This window comes from Aestuariimicrobium sp. G57 (genome assembly GCF_050110855.1).
Taxonomy (GTDB): Bacteria; Actinomycetota; Actinomycetes; order Propionibacteriales; family Propionibacteriaceae; genus Aestuariimicrobium.
Genome location: NZ_JBNINW010000004.1, coordinates 57,336 through 74,263, shown reverse-complemented (window position 1 = coordinate 74,263; position 16,928 = coordinate 57,336). Strand labels below are relative to the sequence as shown.

Annotated in this window: 14 protein-coding genes and 1 pseudogene; 13 read left to right on the top strand and 2 right to left on the bottom strand. The window is 69.6% G+C overall.

Features of this window, described 5'->3' with window-relative positions; translation table 11 throughout:
- Positions 1-66: 66 nt before the first annotated feature.
- Positions 67-516, bottom strand: coding sequence for a MarR family winged helix-turn-helix transcriptional regulator (locus tag ACQCX5_RS10390; protein ID WP_434541963.1), 450 nt, complete (start codon positions 514-516; stop codon positions 67-69).
- An 86-nt stretch (positions 517-602) separates the two neighbouring features.
- On the opposite strand from ACQCX5_RS10390, the gene ACQCX5_RS10385 reads away from it, so the two are divergent.
- From ACQCX5_RS10385 to ACQCX5_RS10335, 11 genes and pseudogenes are all read left to right on the top strand, one after another.
- On the top strand, positions 603-1,745 hold the full coding sequence (locus ACQCX5_RS10385) for an AMP-binding protein (protein ID WP_434541962.1): 1,143 nt from the start codon (positions 603-605) through the stop codon (positions 1,743-1,745).
- A 12-nt stretch (positions 1,746-1,757) separates the two neighbouring features.
- Entirely contained in the window at positions 1,758-2,684 is a 927-nt protein-coding gene (locus ACQCX5_RS10380; protein WP_434541961.1) for a 1,4-dihydroxy-2-naphthoate polyprenyltransferase, read from the top strand.
- A 68-nt stretch (positions 2,685-2,752) separates the two neighbouring features.
- A complete protein-coding gene (locus ACQCX5_RS10375) occupies positions 2,753-3,202 on the top strand; it encodes a MarR family winged helix-turn-helix transcriptional regulator (protein ID WP_434541960.1) in 450 nt (149 codons plus the stop codon).
- A complete protein-coding gene (locus tag ACQCX5_RS10370; RefSeq protein WP_434541959.1) occupies positions 3,199-4,488 on the top strand; it encodes an MFS transporter in 1,290 nt (429 codons plus the stop codon). Before ACQCX5_RS10375 ends, ACQCX5_RS10370 begins: the two co-directional genes overlap by 4 nt.
- Before the next feature lie 34 nt (positions 4,489-4,522).
- Positions 4,523-6,130, top strand: coding sequence for an inositol monophosphatase family protein (locus ACQCX5_RS10365; RefSeq protein WP_434541958.1), 1,608 nt, complete (start codon positions 4,523-4,525; stop codon positions 6,128-6,130).
- A 63-nt stretch (positions 6,131-6,193) separates the two neighbouring features.
- Entirely contained in the window at positions 6,194-7,192 is a 999-nt protein-coding gene (gene dhaK, locus ACQCX5_RS10360; RefSeq protein WP_434541957.1) for a dihydroxyacetone kinase subunit DhaK, read from the top strand.
- A gap of 192 nt (positions 7,193-7,384) precedes the next feature.
- Positions 7,385-7,789, top strand: a pseudogene (gene dhaM / locus ACQCX5_RS10355) (dihydroxyacetone kinase phosphoryl donor subunit DhaM); the annotation flags it as partial.
- Between the two features lie 15 nt (positions 7,790-7,804).
- Positions 7,805-9,715, top strand: a complete 1,911-nt coding sequence (locus tag ACQCX5_RS10350; RefSeq protein WP_434542204.1) for a putative PEP-binding protein — start codon at positions 7,805-7,807, stop codon at positions 9,713-9,715.
- A 254-nt stretch (positions 9,716-9,969) separates the two neighbouring features.
- On the top strand, positions 9,970-10,689 hold the full coding sequence (locus ACQCX5_RS10345; protein ID WP_434541956.1) for a PRC-barrel domain-containing protein: 720 nt from the start codon (positions 9,970-9,972) through the stop codon (positions 10,687-10,689).
- Positions 10,690-10,722: 33 nt separating this feature from the next.
- Positions 10,723-11,559: a nucleotidyltransferase family protein gene (locus ACQCX5_RS10340; protein WP_434541955.1), complete on the top strand. Its 837-nt coding sequence runs from the start codon at positions 10,723-10,725 to the stop codon at positions 11,557-11,559.
- On the top strand, positions 11,556-12,806 hold the full coding sequence (locus ACQCX5_RS10335) for a GHMP family kinase ATP-binding protein (RefSeq protein WP_434541954.1): 1,251 nt from the start codon (positions 11,556-11,558) through the stop codon (positions 12,804-12,806). Before ACQCX5_RS10340 ends, ACQCX5_RS10335 begins: the two co-directional genes overlap by 4 nt.
- Positions 12,807-12,819: 13 nt before the next feature.
- Here the strand turns inward: ACQCX5_RS10335 and ACQCX5_RS10330 are convergent, their stop codons facing one another.
- Positions 12,820-13,761, bottom strand: coding sequence for a cation diffusion facilitator family transporter (locus ACQCX5_RS10330; protein WP_434541953.1), 942 nt, complete (start codon positions 13,759-13,761; stop codon positions 12,820-12,822).
- A 73-nt stretch (positions 13,762-13,834) separates the two neighbouring features.
- On the opposite strand from ACQCX5_RS10330, the gene ACQCX5_RS10325 reads away from it, so the two are divergent.
- A complete protein-coding gene (locus tag ACQCX5_RS10325) occupies positions 13,835-15,289 on the top strand; it encodes a patatin-like phospholipase family protein (RefSeq protein WP_434541952.1) in 1,455 nt (484 codons plus the stop codon).
- Positions 15,274-16,803, top strand: a complete 1,530-nt coding sequence (locus ACQCX5_RS10320) for a DHA2 family efflux MFS transporter permease subunit (RefSeq protein WP_434541951.1) — start codon at positions 15,274-15,276, stop codon at positions 16,801-16,803. Before ACQCX5_RS10325 ends, ACQCX5_RS10320 begins: the two co-directional genes overlap by 16 nt.
- Positions 16,804-16,928 lie beyond the last annotated feature (125 nt).

The window sequence follows — 16,928 nt, the reverse complement described above, 5'->3', positions numbered from 1 at the left end:
CGTCCCCCTTCGCTGGTGGCGTCCAGCCTACTGGGCCCGGCATGGCGCGCCACGTGCCACCCCGAATCAGTTCCCGACCTCGGACGACCACAGCTCGATCACGGCGCGGCGCAACGAGGCCATCCGGCGTTCCCCGAGCACGCGGGCCCACTCGCCCTCGACCTCGTGCTCGGCGGTGCGGGCGACCTCGAGCAGTTCCAGTGCCAACGGGCTGAGCTTCACCAGCCGGGCACGGCGGTCGCGGGGGTCGGGCTGCCGGACGACGTAGCCCTGTTCCTCGAGCCGGTCGACCAGCGGCACCGCGGTCTGCTTCGAGACCCGGGCACGGTCGGCGAGCGCGACCAGCCGGGTGCCGTTGACGGGGTCGATCCCGGCAAGCAGCCTGGCCTGTGCGCGGGAAATGTCACCGCCGGCATCGACGACGGCTTGCAGCACGTGGTCTTCGAGCGCACGGAAGAGCGTGTACATGTACAGACCGGTCGGCCATTCCCGCGGCGGCTGCAGGTCGCTGGGCACTGGATCCCCTTCCCATCCCATCCCGGCCCACACTAGTGAACGGGGGCTCAGCACCCGCAGGCGCTCACCGGTAATAAACTGGGCAAATGCTGCCCCTGGTCTGTTCCGCGACCCAGTTGCCGCGCCTGCTGCCACGCGCGCTCGCGGGCGAGGTGGTGCTGCTGCCCACCCAGCACACCCACGAGGCGGCCGCGATGCACCCCCAGGTGCCCGTCACCGAACCCGGTGCCGCGGTGATCGTCACCACGTCGGGGTCGACCGGCAACCCGAAGGGGGTCGTGCTGTCGGCCAAGGCGATGCTTGCCTCAGCCCGCGCCACCCGCACCCACCTGGGCGGCGCCCCGATGCACTGGTACACCCCGCTGCCGCTACACTACGTGGCCGGGCTGATGGTGCTCGTCCGTGCCCACGAGGCCGGCACCACACCGGTGCTGCTCGACCCCCATCTGGGCGACCTGCCGGCCCCGCACCCCACCGAGAAGCGTGCGCTGTCGATCGTGCCCACCCACCTGCACCGCGCGTTGGACGACCCCGCGCAGGTGAAGAAACTCGCCGGGTTCGAGGTCGTGCTGCTCGGCGGTGCCCCCGCACCGGCCGAGCTGCTCGACCGCGCCCGAACCGCGGGCATCCGCGTGGTCACGACCTATGGCATGAGTGAGACCAGCGGCGGCTGCATCTATGACGGCGTGCCGCTGCCGGGCGTCGAGGTGGGCCTGGACGAAGGCGATGGGACTGACGGCAGCGGACGGATCCGCATCACGGGGCCGATGCTCTTCGAGGGTTACCGGCTCGACCCCGACGCGACGGCCAAGGCCCTGGTCGACGGCCGCTTGATCACCCATGATCGCGGCGCCTGGACCCCGGCCGGGCACCTGCGCGTGCTGGGCCGCATCGACGACGTGGTCATCTCGGGTGGGGTCAATGTCGACCTCGCCGAGGTGCAGCGCCACCTGGCGGTCGTCGCCCCGGCGCAGGCCGCCGTGGTGGTCGGCGTCCCCGACGAGGAATGGGGCACCCGCGTCGTGCTGGTCACCGAGAACCCCGACAACCCTGCCTCGGGCACACCCGCGCAGCCGACCGAGGACCTCGCCCACTGGCGCGACGCGCTGGCCGCGTCGGGTCTCGGCCGTGCCGCACTGCCCCGACAGGTGGTGCGCGTGAATCGACTGCCACGAACCCCTTCTGGCAAGATCGACCGGCAGGCCTGCATCCGGCTCGCGGCCGGCTGAGGAGGACAATTCGTGGCCACATTTGGTCAATGGGTCGAGGGCGCACGTCCGCGCACCCTGCCCGCCGCGACCGCACCGGTGCTGATCGGCACCGCCACCGCCTGGAGCACCGTGGGCGACCTCAACACCCGCATGCTCGGCATGGCGCTGCTGGCTGCCGTGGTGGCGCTGGCGCTGCAGGTGGGCGTCAACTACGCCAATGACTATTCCGACGGCATCCGCGGCACCGACGACGACCGGGTCGGACCCATGCGGCTGGTGGGTTCGGGTGCGGCGCCGGCGAAGCACGTCAAGCTGGCCGCCTTCGCGTCATTCGGCGTGGCCGCCCTGGCCGGCATGGCCATCGTCATCGCCACCCAGTCGTGGTGGATGGTCATCGTCGGGCTCGTGTGCATCCTGGCCGCCTGGTTCTATACCGGCGGACGCCACCCATACGGGTACCTGGGCCTGGGTGAGGTCATGGTCTTCGTCTTCTTCGGGCTGGTCGCGGTGCTCGGCACCCACCATGTGCTGACTGACGGCGCGTTCACCGATGGACGAGCCGTGTCGCGGCTCAGTGTGGCGGCCCTTGCCGCGGCCATCGGCACCGGCGCCATCGCCTCGGCGCTGCTGGTGGCCAACAACCTGCGCGACATCCCCACCGACATCGAGGCCGGCAAGCGCACGCTGGCCACCCGGCTCGGTGACGCCGGCAGCCGCCGGCTCTATGTCGTGCTGGTCGCCGTCTCGGTCGCCGCCGTCGTCGTGGTCGCCGCCACGACCACGTGGTGGGCGCTGCTCGGCCTGGCGATGCTCAGCGCGGCCATCCCAGCGGTGCGGGTGATCACCTCTGGCGCCCTGGGACGCGACCTGGTGCCCGTGCTCAAGACCACCGGACTGGCCGAACTGCGCATGGGCCTGGGCGTCCTCGCGGGGGTGGCGCTCAACTGGCTGTGGTGAGAGATGGCTCACAGCCCGGTCGCACGATATCGTTAGCCGTGTTAATTATCGCGCGTGACTGAGGAGCCATGGCCGAACCCACCATCCAACAGGTCAGTCACGAGCTTCGGGCCGCGTGCATGCGGGTCAGCCGGCGCGTCCGCGTCGAGGCCTCGAGCCTGCCGCCGCACCAGGTGGCCGTGCTGGCCAAGGTGAATGAGCAGCCCCGCACCGCCGCCGAGCTCGCCGAACTCGAACTGGTCAGCGCGCCCAGCATGTCGCGCACCATCGGCGAACTCGAGGCTGCCGGCCTGATCAGTCGCGAAACCAGCCCGGACGACCGCCGCCAACGCATCGTCACCATCACCGGGGCAGGCATCGACATCATCGACGAGATCCGCAGCACCCGCGACTACTGGATGGTCGAACGCGTCGAGGCGTGCACCGATGAGGAACGCGCCATCCTCGTGCAGGCCACGGCGCTGCTGAATCGCATGGTTTCCCACCCGGCAGCGCCGGAACCCTCGGGGGACAAGTGAGTTCGACATTCGCCAGCCTTGCGGTGCCGAACTACCGCAAGTTCTTCATCGGTGCCACCGTCAGCAACATCGGCCAGTGGATGTCACGCACCGCTGCCAGCTGGCTGGTGCTGGTCGACCTCACCGACGGCAACGCCCGCGCCCTCGGCTGGGTGACCAGCCTGAACTTCGCCCCGGCGCTGCTGCTCGCACCGCTCGCCGGCGTGGTCGCCGACCGGTTCCCCAAGCGGCACGTGATGAACGTGGCCCAGGTGGTGCTCGCCATCGATGCCGCCATCCTGGCCGCGCTCGTGCTGACCGGACGAGCCGAGCTGTGGCATGTCTACGTGCTGGCGCTGATGGATGGCATCGCGGCCGCCTTCGACGGCCCCGCGCGGCAGGCGATGGCCAGCGAACTGGTGGGCAAGGAGCTGCTGCCCAATGCCATCAGCCTCAACTCGGCCTCGTTCAACATGGCCCGGTTGGTCGGTCCCGGCGTGGCCGGGTTCATGATCGCCGCGTTCGACACCGGGCCGGTGCTGGCATTCAACGTGCTCACGTTCGTCGTACTGATCATCTCGTTGCTGGCGATCGACCCGACGAAGATGCACACCGTCAAGGTCAAGCGGGGCCAGGGCGGCATGGTCCAGGGGATTCGCTACATCAGCAGGCGCTTCGACCTGGTGGTGCTGCTGGTCATCGCGTTCATGATGGGCGCCTTCGGCTTCAACTTCGCCATCAGCAATGCCGTGATGGCCACCGAGGCCTTCGGCAAGGGTGCGGGGGAATACGGCATGGTCGGCTCGTGGATGGGGGTTGGCGCCCTGGTCGCCGCGCTCGTCTCGGCGCGACGTGATCGTCCGCGCATGCGCTACGTGCTGTTGGCGCTGGGCGGTTTCGGGGTGCTGATGCTCGTCTCGGGGCTCACCCCCACCTATGCGCTGTTCGCCGCGAGCATGGTGCCGATCGGGTTCTTCGCCGTCACCGTGCTGATCTCGGCCAATGCGCTGGTGCAGACCAGCGTGAGCCCCGAGATGCGTGGCCGGGTGATGAGCGTGTGGGGTGCGGTGATCCTGGGCGGCACACCGCTCGTCTCGCCGGTGGTGGGCTGGCTGGGTGACGCCATCGGCCCCCGCTGGACGGTCATCGGCCCGGCCATCCCCGTGATCATCACCTTCGTCGTGGTCTCGCTGTGGATCATGCGCCACGACCACATGCGCCTGCGCTTCGACCCGAGCCGCCCGGCACCGTGGCTGCGGTTGGTGCACGGCAAGGTCACCGAGGACATGCCCCACCCGATCCGCTGATTGTCGGGGCGTCGCGGCGCGATAGCGTGGCCGTGTGTCTGCCAACGCCGAGCCACCCGCACCCACCACCGCCGTCCGCATCGTCGCCGTGGGCGGTGACGCCGAGTCGGCCAGGTCGCACACCCTCGAGGCGGTGACCCGCGCCGTCGAGCACGGCGCCACCGACGTGCTGCTCACGGTGCGCACCAGCGCCGACGGTGTCGCGGTGGCCATCGCCGACGCGACGACCCTGCGGCTGTGGGGCCAGGCCCGTGCTGTCGCTGCGCAGACCGTGGACGAGCTGGCGTCGCTGGGGTATGGGGGCACCCGCATCCCGACCCTCGCTGCCGTCATCGACGTGTTGGCCGCGCTGCCGCAGCCGCCCCGGTTGGTGCTGTCGCCGGCCACGGTCGGCGATTTCGCGGCGGCGCAGGCAGCGCTGACCGCAGCACCGGCCACCGGCCCCGACGACGGCCCCGACGTGGTCTGGTGCGGCTCGGCCCAGGTCGTCCGGGCGGTGCGGCAGGTGGCCACCGATGCCTCAGTCATCGTGCAGCTCGACCAGACCAGCGGCATCGACGCGCAGCTCGACGACGCTGCCGCGCTGGCCTCGTCCGGGCCCGCGGCCGTGGCCGTTGACCTCGCCCTGGTCGATGCGGCGCTCGTGGAGGCCGCCCACGGTCGCGACCTCGAGGTGCTGGTGACCGGTGTCGACGGCGCCGAACAGCTGAGCTGGGTCATTGACCTGCACGCCGACCAGGTCGCCACCACCCAGGTGCAGCTGCTGCGCCAGCTCGCCACCACCGGCTACAGCCCGCTCGCGCTGGCCTGGACTGGCCCCGGGCTGGTCGCCGAACGGCTCGGGCTGGGCGGCGGGTTCGGCGATGACCTGCCCCGCTGGCTGGCCGTCGCCCGGCACCTGGCCGAGTGGACCATCAGCTTCACCCGCACCGCCGGCCTCGGCCAGGTGGCCACCAAGAAACATGCCGCCGACGTGGTGACCGACGTCGACCGGGCCGTCGAGCAGCACATCCGGGCGGTGCTGGGGGCCGAATTCCCCGACCATGCCGTCGTGGGCGAAGAGTTCGGCGGTGAGCCGGGGCATGATCGTCCGACGTGGTACCTCGACCCCGTCGACGGCACCACCAACCTCGCCAACCATGTGCCATGGACCTCGATGAGCCTGGCGCTGGCGGTCGAGGGGCAACCGGTCGTGGCCGTGGTGTGCCAGCCATGGACGGGCGAGATCTACCTGGCCGCCCGCGGCCTCGGCGCGACGCTCAATGGCAGGCCGCTGCAGCTGGGGCGGGTGGGTTCGCTGGCGGGCCGCGCCGTGTTCATGGAGATGTCTGCCCACCAGTTCTTCCCCGGCCAGGTCGAGATCGTCCAACGACTCGGCGAGCAGCACTGCGCCACCCGGGTGATGGGCTCGGGCACACTCACCCTTGCCCGGGTCGCCTCGGGCGACGGGGTCGGCGGGCTGGTGCACAGCTTTCACCCCATCGACCACCTCGCGGGCGCGTTGATCGCCCATGAGGCGGGCGCACGGGTGCTCAACGAGGACGGTGACGACTCGCTGTTCCCGAGCGGCGGCGGCATGCTGGTGGCCGCCCCGGGAGCGGCCGAAAAACTCTGGCCGGTGTGGCAGCCGCAGGAGTGGTGAACCAGCCCCGGCGATCCGGTGACCCCCTGCACAACAGGCGCGTGGCGCGGATAGATTGGCGCCATGAAGAAGCTCATCAATGATGCTGATGCTGTCGTGACCGATGCCCTGCTGGGCATCGAGTACGCCCATGGTGACCTGCAGCGTGTGGACCACGAGCACAAGGTCATCCTCCGCAAGGATCCCAAGCCCGCCGGCAAGGTCGGCCTGATCTCGGGCGGTGGCTCCGGCCACGAGCCCATGCACGGCGGCTTCGTCGGGCTCGGCATGCTCGATGCCGCCTGCGCCGGTGCCGTGTTCACCTCACCCACCCCCGACCAGATGGAATTCGCCACCAAGGCCGTCGACGGCGGCGCCGGCGTGCTGCACATCGTCAAGAACTACACCGGCGACGTGCTCAACTTCGAGATGGCCGCCGAACTCGCCGCTGCCGACGGCATCGAGGTCGCCTCGGTCATCGTCGACGATGACGTCGCCGTGCAGGACTCGACCTGGACCGCGGGCCGCCGCGGTGTCGGCACCACGGTGCTGCTCGAAAAGATCGTCGGCGCCGCCGCCGAAGAGGGCCAGGACCTGGCCGCCGTGCTCGAACTGGCCAAGAAGATCAACGGCCAGGGCCGCTCGATGGGCATGGCGCTCACCTCGTGCACCGTGCCGGCGGCCGGCAAGCCCACCTTCGACCTCGCCGACGACGAGATGGAGGTCGGCATCGGCATCCACGGCGAGCCCGGCCGTGAGCGCAAGAAGATCGCCCCGGCCAAGGATGTCGCCGCGATGCTGGTCGAGCCGATCCTGGCCGACCTCGACTTCACCGGCTCACCCGCGATCGTCATGGTCAACGGCATGGGTGGCACCCCGCTGATCGAGCTCTACGTCGTCTATCGCGAGGTGGCCGAACTGCTCGAGAAGTCCGGGGTCAAGGTGGCCCGCAACCTGGTGGGCAACTACATCACCTCGCTCGAGATGGCCGGCTCATCGGTGACCGTGCTCAAGGCCGACGACGACATCCTGCGGTTGTGGGATGCGCCCGTGGTCACGCCGGGTCTGCGCTGGGGCGCCTGATCCCGCGTCGGTCGCCGTCGGTCGCCGACGGCGCCGACGGCGCCGACGGCGCGAACGCATGCGGCGGGGCCGCTCGTCCAACACGGTGGACGGGCGGCCCCGTCGCCTGCGTGGACCCCTTGTCAGCCCGGAACGCCGGGCCGGTAGCATCACCGGCAACGTTGAATCCACCAGTGAAGTTGGAGCATTCGCATGATTGGCATCGTCGTCGTGTCCCACAGCCGCCCGCTCGCCGAAGCAGCGGTGTCCCTGGCCAGTGAGATGACCGAGCAGCCACCGGCCATCCAGATCGCCGCCGGCCTCGACGACGGCACGTTCGGCACCGACGCGGTGGCCATCAGCGAGGCGATCACCGCGGCCGATTCGGGCGACGGGGTGCTGGTGATGCTCGACCTGGGCAGTGCGATCCTGAGCGCCGAGATGGCCAAGGAGTTCATCGACCCCGACCTGGCAGAGCGGGTGCGGCTGAGCGCCGCGCCGCTGGTCGAGGGCCTTGTCGCCGCCGTGGTCACCGCCTCGACGGGTGGATCGCTCGACGAGGTCGCCGACGAGGCCGCTGCGGGGGCTGAGGCGAAGCAGCAGCACCTGGGCACCGACGGGCAGCCGGCCCCGGTGGCTGCGTCGGTGGCCGGGCAGGTTGACGAGGCCGATGCCCTGGTCTTCGAGTGGACGATCCAGAACCCGCACGGCCTGCATGCCCGCCCCGCGGCCGCACTGGTGCGTTCGCTGCGCGATGTCGATGCCATCGTCCGGGTGGCCAACGCGACCACGGGTGCCGGCCCGGTGCCCGCGACGAGCATGTCGAAGGTCGCCACCCTGGGCCTGCGCAAGGACGACGTGCTGCGCGCCACCCTGAGCGGCCCCGAGGCGCCCCGGGCACTGACCAACCTGACCCGACTGGCCGAGGCGGGCTTCGGCGAGGATGTCAGTGACCCCCATGCCGGCGAGATCGTGCCGCCGGCACCGGTCGTGGCGGCGGGTGGCGCGGATGTCCCGCAGCGTTCCGGCACGCAGGTGGTGATCGGCGCGGCGTTCGTCACCGGCGGCGAGGTCGACACCAGCGACTATGTGCAGGGCCCCGATGAACGGGCCCGGCTGCGCACCGCGATCACCGTGGTCAGGGCACGGTTGAGCAACCCCGACGACATGATCCTGATGATGCAGGCGGCGCTGCTCGACGACCCGGCGCTGGTCGACCCGCTGACTGATGCGGTGCTGGCCGGCAAGGCCGCCACGGCGGCGGTTGACGAGGTCTACACCCGGGTCGCGGCCGAGTTCGCCGCGCTGCCCGACCCCTACCAGGCCGAACGCGCCCAGGACGTGCGCTCGCTGCGCCGGTTGCTGCTCGCCGAGCTGATGGGCCGGGCGCCCGAGGCGCTGCCGACGGGCGAGCATGTGCTGGTGGTGCCCGAACTCGACGCGGCCACTGCCGCCCAGCTCGACCCCTCGGCCTGCCTGGGGGTGGTGACCACGACGGGTGGTGCCACCGGCCACGGTGTGATCATCGCCACGGGCCGCGGCATCCCTGTGCTGACCGGCCGCGGCGATGCCGCCGGCGTCGTCCCGGGTGAGGTGGTCGCGTTCGACCCGGTCGGTGCGCAACTATGGGTCAACCCGGACGAAGCCACGCTCGACCAGGTGCGGGCCACCGCCGCGGCCCGCGAGGTGGAAGAGGCTGAGGCCGCCGAGCAGGCGCACGTGCCCGCCGTGAGCCCCGGCGGCAGGGTGATCACGGTCGAGGCCAATGTCGGCTCGCTGGAAGATGCGGTGCGCGGTGCCGCCGCCGGCGCCGAGGGCTCGGGGCTGGTGCGCACCGAATTGCTGTTCGGCCACCAGCAGGTGGCCCCGACGGCTGAGGAGCAGGCGGCGGTGCTGGTCGAGATCGGGCAGGCGCTGGCCCCGCACCCGATCACGGTGCGCACGTGGGATGTCGGCGGAGACAAGCCGCTGCCCTTCCTGCCGCAGGACAAGGAGCTGAACCCGTTCCTGGGCGAGCGGGGCCTGCGCACCATGCGTCGGGTTCCGGAATTCTTCGACGAGCAGCTGCGCGGCATCGCACTGGCCAGCAAGCAGGTGCCGGTGCGGCTGATGTTCCCGATGGTGACCGAGCCTGAAGAGATGGCCTGGGCCAGGGACAGGGCGCTGGCGGCGATCGAGGCGGTGGGGGCCGAGCCGTTCCAGATCGGCATGATGGTCGAGGTGCCGGCGGCGGCACTGCGTGCTGCCGAGTTCGCCGGGCTGGTGGATTTCGTCAGCATCGGCACGAATGACCTGACGCAGTACACGACGGCGACCGACCGCTCGAACGGCACGGTCTCGAAGCTCGCGAAGTCTGACAGCCCCGGCGTGCTGGAGCTGATGCGGCTCACCTGTGAGCGCCTGCCCGGGGTCACGGTCGCCGTCTGTGGAGACCTCGCGTCCAAGCCGGACATGGTGGCGACGCTGGTCGAGATGGGCATCACCGAGCTGAGCTGCCGTCCGCCGCTGGTGGGGCAGGTCAAGCAGGCGGTGCGCAGGGGCTGATTTGGCGCGGGTTCCCCCCCGGTTACGAGTCTATTTGTCGGCGGAACTTTTGCCGTGCGGCGCCGCAGGGCAAAGTTCCCGCCGAGGGGCAGACTTCCCGTGGACAGGCAATCTGCGGCGTGACCAGCCCCTGCGGACGAGAACCCGGTTGCGGGGTGTCGGCGCGCGTGCAAGGCGTCGGCTCACAACCCCGCTCGGACACGATTCGGTGACAACGGCCCGATGTGCCCCGGGCGCCCAGTAGTTTTCTTGCCATGACTGACATCAACCTGGATGAGTACTACGACGCCGTGGTGGTCGACAGCGACGGCGAGAAGGTTGGCGGCGTCGGCCAGGTGTTCCTGGACGAGCAGACCGGCCAGCCGTCGTGGGTGACCGTGCGCACAGGGCTGTTCGGCCTCAAGGAGAGCTTCGTGCCGCTGGTCGACGCACGACTCGAGGGTGGCGCACTGCACGTCGCGTTCACCAAGGACTTCATCAAGGAAGCGCCCCGCCAGGACCCGGACACCCCGATGACCGTCGCCGAAGAGGACGCCCTGCAGGCCTACTACGGCACCGAGGACGAGCCGGACAAGATCGCCAGCGCTGATGCCGCCGCCGGTGAGCCCGCTCCCACCGCTGCCGACCTGTACGCTGGCCAGTCGGTCCGGGCCGCGGAGGACACCACCCCCGCCGCCACCACCCCCGACGACACCGAACCCGACGATGAAGTGTCCGCCGTCGGCAACGAGACCCCGGCTGACGAGACTCCCGCTGACGAAGTACCGGCCGATGACGACGAGACCCCGACGCCCACCCCACCCGCGCAGGTCCCATCGTCCGAGCACAAGGACTGGGTTGAGCCCGAGAAGCACGTCTACGGCTTCCAGACCAACTTCGCCGAAGAGACCGAGGACGACCTGCTCGAGGATGAGTTGACGGATGAACCGGTCGAGGACGCTGAGCGACACGTCACGTTCGACCGCGAGGACTGACCGGCCGCTACGCGCCTGACTAGGATGTTCGCCATGAATCGTGCAGGCAATGGCGGCTGGGGCCGTCCCCATCGGGCCATCATCATGTCGCGCGGGCTCGGCACGCGCATGCGAGCGCACGCCGACGGCGTCGATCTTGACACCGATCAGCAGGCCGCCGCCGACGCCGGTGTGAAGTCGATGATTTCGGTGGGACGCCCGTTCCTGGACCACGTCATCAACGACCTCGCCGAGGCCGGCTATGACGAGGTGTGCCTGGTTATCGGGCCCGAACACCAGCTGATCCGTGACTACTACGACCAGCTGGACACCCACCGCGTGAAGGTCAGGTATGCGGTGCAGCAGGAGCCCCTCGGCACCGCCAATGCCGTCTGGGCCGCGCGTGACTTCGCCGACGGTGACCGCGTGCTGGTGATCAATGCCGACAACCACTACCCGGCATTGGCCGTCGAGCAGCTGTGCACCGTTCCCGGGGCCGGCACGCTGGGCTTCGACCGTGAGGCCCTGGTCGCGCAGTCGAACATCTCGGCCGAACGCATCAAGGCGTTCGCGGTGATCACCCGCGACGAGTCCGACCAGTTGACGGGCATCGTCGAAAAGCCGGACGAGCAGACGCTCGCCGCACTTGGCCCGCACGCGCTGGTGTCGATGAACTGTTGGCTGCTCACCCCCACGATCGTCGAGGCCTGCGGTCAGGTCGAGCCGTCGGCCCGGGGCGAACGCGAACTCGTCGATGCCGTGCGCAACAGCGTCGCCGCAGGCGAACCCGTGCAGGTGATCCCCGTCAAGGCGGGCGTGCTCGACCTGTCGAGCCGCCTCGACATCGGCACCGTCACCGCCATGCTCGCCGGCGTGGAGCCCAACCTGTGACCGAGGACGCCGCAGCCGCGCCGTCACCGCTGGGGTGGTTCGCGCCGGGGCGCATCGAAGTACTGGGCAAGCACACCGACTACGCCGGCGGGCGTTCACTGCTGGCCGCCGTCGACCGGGGCGTCGCCGTGCACCTCACCCCTGCCGACAGGGGTATCACCGCCCGCAGCGGGGCCCTGCCCGATGCGGTGACGATCGAGCCGAACCCGGGGGGGACAAACTCATCGTCCGCCCCGCCAGAGGGCCACTGGGGCAACTACGTGCAGACCGTGGTCGACCGGCTCACCGAGAACTTCGGCACCCTCGCGCCCGTGGCCATCACCGTCGACTCGAACCTGCCCCTGGCCAGCGGCATGAGCAGTAGTTCGGCGCTCGTCGTCGCGCTGGCCGTGTCGCTGGCCGAGTACAACGGGTTCACCGAGACGCAGCGCTGGCGTTCCCACATCCACTCCCCCGTCGACCTGGCCGGTTACCTGGCCTGTTTCGAGAACGGCATGAACTTCGGCGAGCTCACGGGCCGGCGTGGGGTGGGCACGTTCGGTGGGTCCGAAGACCACACCGCGATGACCTGCGCCACCCCCGACAGCCTCGGCCTGTTCAGCTTCGGCCCGATCACCCATGAGCGCACGCTGCCGTTCGCCGATGACCTGGCCTTCGTGGTCGCGGTCAGCGGCGTGACCGCCGAAAAGACCGGTGCCGCGCGCGACCTCTACAACCGCGCCGCCCTGGCCGTCACCGAGATCGTCCGACGCTGGAACGACGAGCCCGACCTGCCCACCGTCACCACGCTGGCACAGGCACTGCACTCCGACGTCGACGCAGACGCCCCCCTCGACCGGGCCCGACGCCTGCTGCTCGATTCACCCGAGCTGACCCGTCGGCTCGAGGCCTTCGTGGTCGAGTCCGAACAGGTCATCCCGTTCGCGGTCGAGGCGTTCGCTACGGCCGACTGGGCTGCCTTCGGCCGAGCCGTGGACGAGTCACAGCTGGCGGCCTCGGAATTGCTCGGCAACCAGGTGCCGCAGACAGAGTTCCTGGCCCGCAGTGCCCGTGAGCTGGGGGCGCTGGCGGCGTCCGGGTTCGGTGCAGGGTTCGGGGGCAGTGTCTGGGCGCTGGTCACGCGCGACCAGGCCGAGGCGTTCGCCGAGGACTGGCTGGCGCGCTACCTGGTCGAATTCCCACTGGTGGCGGGGCTGGCGACGACGCTGGTGACCCGTCCGGGCGGGCCGATCCGCCCGCTCGACTAGACCCCTCCCTTGACTAGACCTCGATGTCCTCATAGCTGCGCGGGTCCTCGATCGGTTCGAGGTGGATCAGCACGCGCAGTTCGGGCATGACCTGGCGCAGGGCCTCGGTGACGTCCTCGATCGCGTCGTGGCCCTGCTGCACCGTCCAGGTGCCGGGGACGAGCATGTGGCATTCCATGAAGCGGCGGTGTCCCGACTCACGCGAACGGTAGGCGTGGAAGATGATTTCCTCGCTCGAGAAGTTCTCGAGCACGGCCCGAAGCATCTGGTTGTCCTGCTTCGGCAACGAGACGTCCATCAGCCCGGCGGTCGACTCGGCGATCAGCTTCCACCCGGTGAACAGGATGTTCACGCCGACGGCGAAGGCGACGATGGCGTCGAGCCGGTCCCACTTGGTGAGCCAGACCAGGCCGACGCCGACCAGCACACCGGCCGAGGTGACGACGTCGGTCCACAGGTGCTTGCCGTCGGCGACCAGGGTCATCGACCGGTGCTTGCGCCCGGCCCGGATCAGCACGAACGCCACCGCGCCATTCACGAGCGAGGCCGCCACCGAGACGAGCAGGCCGATCCCGACCTGTTCCAGTGGCTGGGGGTTCAGGAAGCGCTCGGTGGCACTGACCATGATGACGGCGGCGGCCACAAAAATCATGACTCCCTCGACACCGGCCGAGAAGTATTCGGCCTTGGAATGGCCGAAGTGGTGGTTCTTGTCCGGTGGCCGCATCGCGACCGTGAGCGCCACCAGGGCGACGATCGCCGCGACCAGGTTGACCAGCGATTCTGCGGCGTCCGACAGCAGACCCACCGACCCCGTCACCTGCCACGCAATCGTCTTGAGCGCGATGGTGACCAGCGCCGCAGCAATCGACAACCATGCGAATTTGCGCAGGTCTGTTGGTTGCGGATGCCGGCTGGTGGTGGCTTCGATGATGGGTGCTGTGGTCTGGCTCACGTGCCAATTGTCTCAAAGCGCACCACGGACACCAAGGCAGGTGCCCCTTGCCCGTGCCCGTTAGGCTGACGCCATGGCGCGACTGTGGACGGGACTGCCCAAACTGGCCTGGGGCAACACCGCACCGAAGGACGAGCGACGACAGGGACTGGTGCTCAGCGGCGGGGGTGCCCGCGCGAGTTTCCAGATTGGTGCCCTGCGCTACCTGTACGACCGTGCGGGCATTCATCCCACGACGATGGTCGGCACGTCGGCCGGTTCGATCCTGACCGCGATGCTCTCGCAATACCTCGACCGTGACGAGCAGGTGGCTGCCCTCGGCCGGATCGAGGACCTGTGGTTGTCGATGACCCGGCAGGACCAGATGTTCGCCCCCCGCCCGTGGTTCCAGCGGCTGCAGGAACGCGGCGCCGAATGGGGCGCCGCCCTGGATCGCGGCGTGCGTCCCACGTCACCGGACGTGCCCGAACCGATCACGGACGACGAGGTCGCCGAAGCTGAAGAGCTCACGGGGCAGGCAAGGACATTGCAGTTGGCCACGACCGAACCCACGCTCACGAAGTCGAGCCTCACGGCGGCGCAGGTGTTGCCGCTGATGTCGCTGCTGCCCCGACTGCGCACTGCGGGCGGTGACATCTCGATGATCCTGCGCGGGGCCGATGCCTCCAGGTCGATGTTCTACCCGGGCGCGATCCTGTTGCGGTTGCTGGACGAGGAGTTCTTCAGCTCGGCCCGGGTGGCGACCAGCGGCGTGGTGGTGCGCATCTCGATGGTCGGGCTGGAGTCGGGCGAGCTGCGCTACATGACCGAGAAGGGCGAGTTGGTCGACCGCACCAACCAGCCGGTGGCCGCGGCGCCGGTGGTGGACCTGTCACTGGGTGCGCTGGCCTCGTGCTCGATCCCCGCGGTGTTCCCACCCGTGCAGATTGGCGACGACTGGTACGTCGACGGCGGCACCCGTGAGGCAACACCCGCCGAGATGGCCATGGGCCCACTCGAAGTGGACGACTGCTATGTGGTCGTCTCGGCACCCGTGCAGCATCCACCGGTGGGTTCATTCGCCAGCAAGTCGATGCTGAGCATCGTGCTGCGCTCGGTCGAGATCCTCACCGACGAGGCCGAACGCGATGAGGTCGCGCTCGCCCGGGGTGGCGGGGCGATGGTGATCGAGCCCGACCTGTTCGTGCACGACGCCACCACCGTCGACTGTGGGCTGACCCGCATCAACCGCGACTACGGCTGGTTGCGTGCCGCCGAGGCGCACCTGGGCCTGGGGCGCCGTGAAGAGACGCAGCACCGGCAGTTGATCGAGCTTCGGCTGAAGGCCCGCCTGCTCGAAGAGCGGGTGCTGGCCACGCCGGACGATGAAGAACTGCTGCTCGACCTGGCGAGGCTGAAGTTCACCATCCGCGACCACTTGAGCCTGCTGGATTCGTCCCGGCTGCCCGACGACGCGCAGACCTGGTGGCGCGACTGGGAATCACATGACCCCCGACCGGAGTTGAAGCCCACGTGGCTGAGTCATTAGCGGGCGAACCCGCTGCCCGCGAATCGCGGCAGGCATGGCTGGCGCTGTGGTCGCTGCTGTTCGGGTTCTTCATGATGCTGGTCGACTCGACCATCGTCTCGATCGCCACACCCACGCTGATGCAGGCGTTCGAGGCCGACGTGGGCGAGGTGGTCTGGGTGACCAGCGCCTACCTGTTGGCCTATGCGGTGCCGCTGCTGATCACCGGACGGCTCGGTGACAGGTTCGGGCCGAAGACCATCTATCTGGTGGGGTTGACGATCTTCACGCTGGCCTCAGTGGCCTGTGGACTGGCCTGGTCGATCGAAGCATTGATCGTGGCCCGGGTGGTGCAGGGCTTCGGCGCCGCGCTGCTGACCCCACAGACGATGGCGATCATCACCCGGCTGTTCCCGCCGCAGCGACGTGGCGCCGCCATGGGCGTTTGGGGTGCAACGGCAGGCGTGGCCACGCTCGCCGGCCCGCTGCTGGGTGGTGTGCTCATCGATGGCCTGGGCTGGGAGTGGATCTTCTTCGTCAATGCCCCCGTCGGTGTGGTCGGGTTCATCATGGTGGTGCGCAACGTGCCGGCGCTCGAGAAGCACGCCCACCGCTTCGACTGGCTCGGTGTGGTGCTGAGCGCCGTGGGGTTGTTCTGCATCGTCTTCGGCATCGAAGAGGGTCAGACCTATGCCTGGGGCCACATCTGGGGCCCGTTCTCGGTGTGGGGGCTGATCATCACCGGCGTGGTGGTGATGGTCGCGTTCGTGGTGTGGCAGGCGGCGCAGAAGGGTGAACCGCTGCTGCCGCTGCAGCTGTTCGGCGACCGCAACTTCGCCATGGCTAACGTCTCGGCGGCGGCCATGGGGGCGATGATCACGGCCATGGTGTTCCCGCTGCTGTTGTACGTGCAGAACGTGCGCGGGCTCGCGCCGACCCAGGCAGCCTTGTTGACGGTGCCCATGGCGCTGATCTCGGGCGGCCTGGCGCCGGTCGTGGGCAGGCTCATCGACAAGCGCGACCCGCGCCCGATTGCGGTGGCGGGTTTCGTGCTGCTGGCGGCGGCGCTGGTGTTGCACTCGGCGCTGATGCGCCCCGGGATGCCCGTGTTGTGGCTGCTGGTGCCCTATGGCCTGGTGGGGCTGGCCATGGGTGGCATCTGGGGGCCGTTGTCAGTCTCGGCCACCCGCAACCTGCCACCGCACTGGGCAGGTGCCGGGTCGGGGGTCTACAACAGCACGCGCCAGCTGGGCGCGGTGCTGGGGTCGGCCTCGATCGCCGCGGTGATGCAGTCGCGGTTGGCGGTGAACCTGACCGGTGCGGGCGCCGGGGCTGGCGACGGACATGGCGCCGGGGTCGGACGCGTGCCCGCGGTCATCGCGGCACCCTTCACGAAGGCGATGTCGGAATCGATGTGGTTTCCGGTGGCCGCTGCGGTGGTCGGCCTGGTGGGGGCGCTGTTGATGGCGCCGCACCGGGTGGCTGCGGACGGGGTTGGGGCCCCAGCGGGCCACTCGGTGGCTGGTCGGGGCTGATCGGGCCGAAGAACTCGCCCCCGTGCAACTTTGTCTGGTTGTTCGGGGCTGGCCGGCCGAAGAACTCGCACCAGCGCAACTTTGTCTGGTACGGGGTCGTCCCGGCCGACCCCACAAGCCCGGAT

Bases quoted from the DNA above. Each gene is read 5' to 3' on its own strand.
- ACQCX5_RS10325 (WP_434541952.1), top strand. From the start codon at position 13,835: ATGGCGCGACTGTGGACGGGACTGCCCAAACTGGCCTGGGGCAACACC.
- ACQCX5_RS10345 (WP_434541956.1), top strand. From the start codon at position 9,970: ATGACTGACATCAACCTGGATGAGTACTACGACGCCGTGGTGGTCGAC.
- ACQCX5_RS10385 (WP_434541962.1), top strand. From the start codon at position 603: ATGCTGCCCCTGGTCTGTTCCGCGACCCAGTTGCCGCGCCTGCTGCCA.
- dhaK (WP_434541957.1), top strand. From the start codon at position 6,194: ATGAAGAAGCTCATCAATGATGCTGATGCTGTCGTGACCGATGCCCTG.
- ACQCX5_RS10340 (WP_434541955.1), top strand. From the start codon at position 10,723: ATGAATCGTGCAGGCAATGGCGGCTGGGGCCGTCCCCATCGGGCCATC.
- ACQCX5_RS10375 (WP_434541960.1), top strand. From the start codon at position 2,753: ATGGCCGAACCCACCATCCAACAGGTCAGTCACGAGCTTCGGGCCGCG.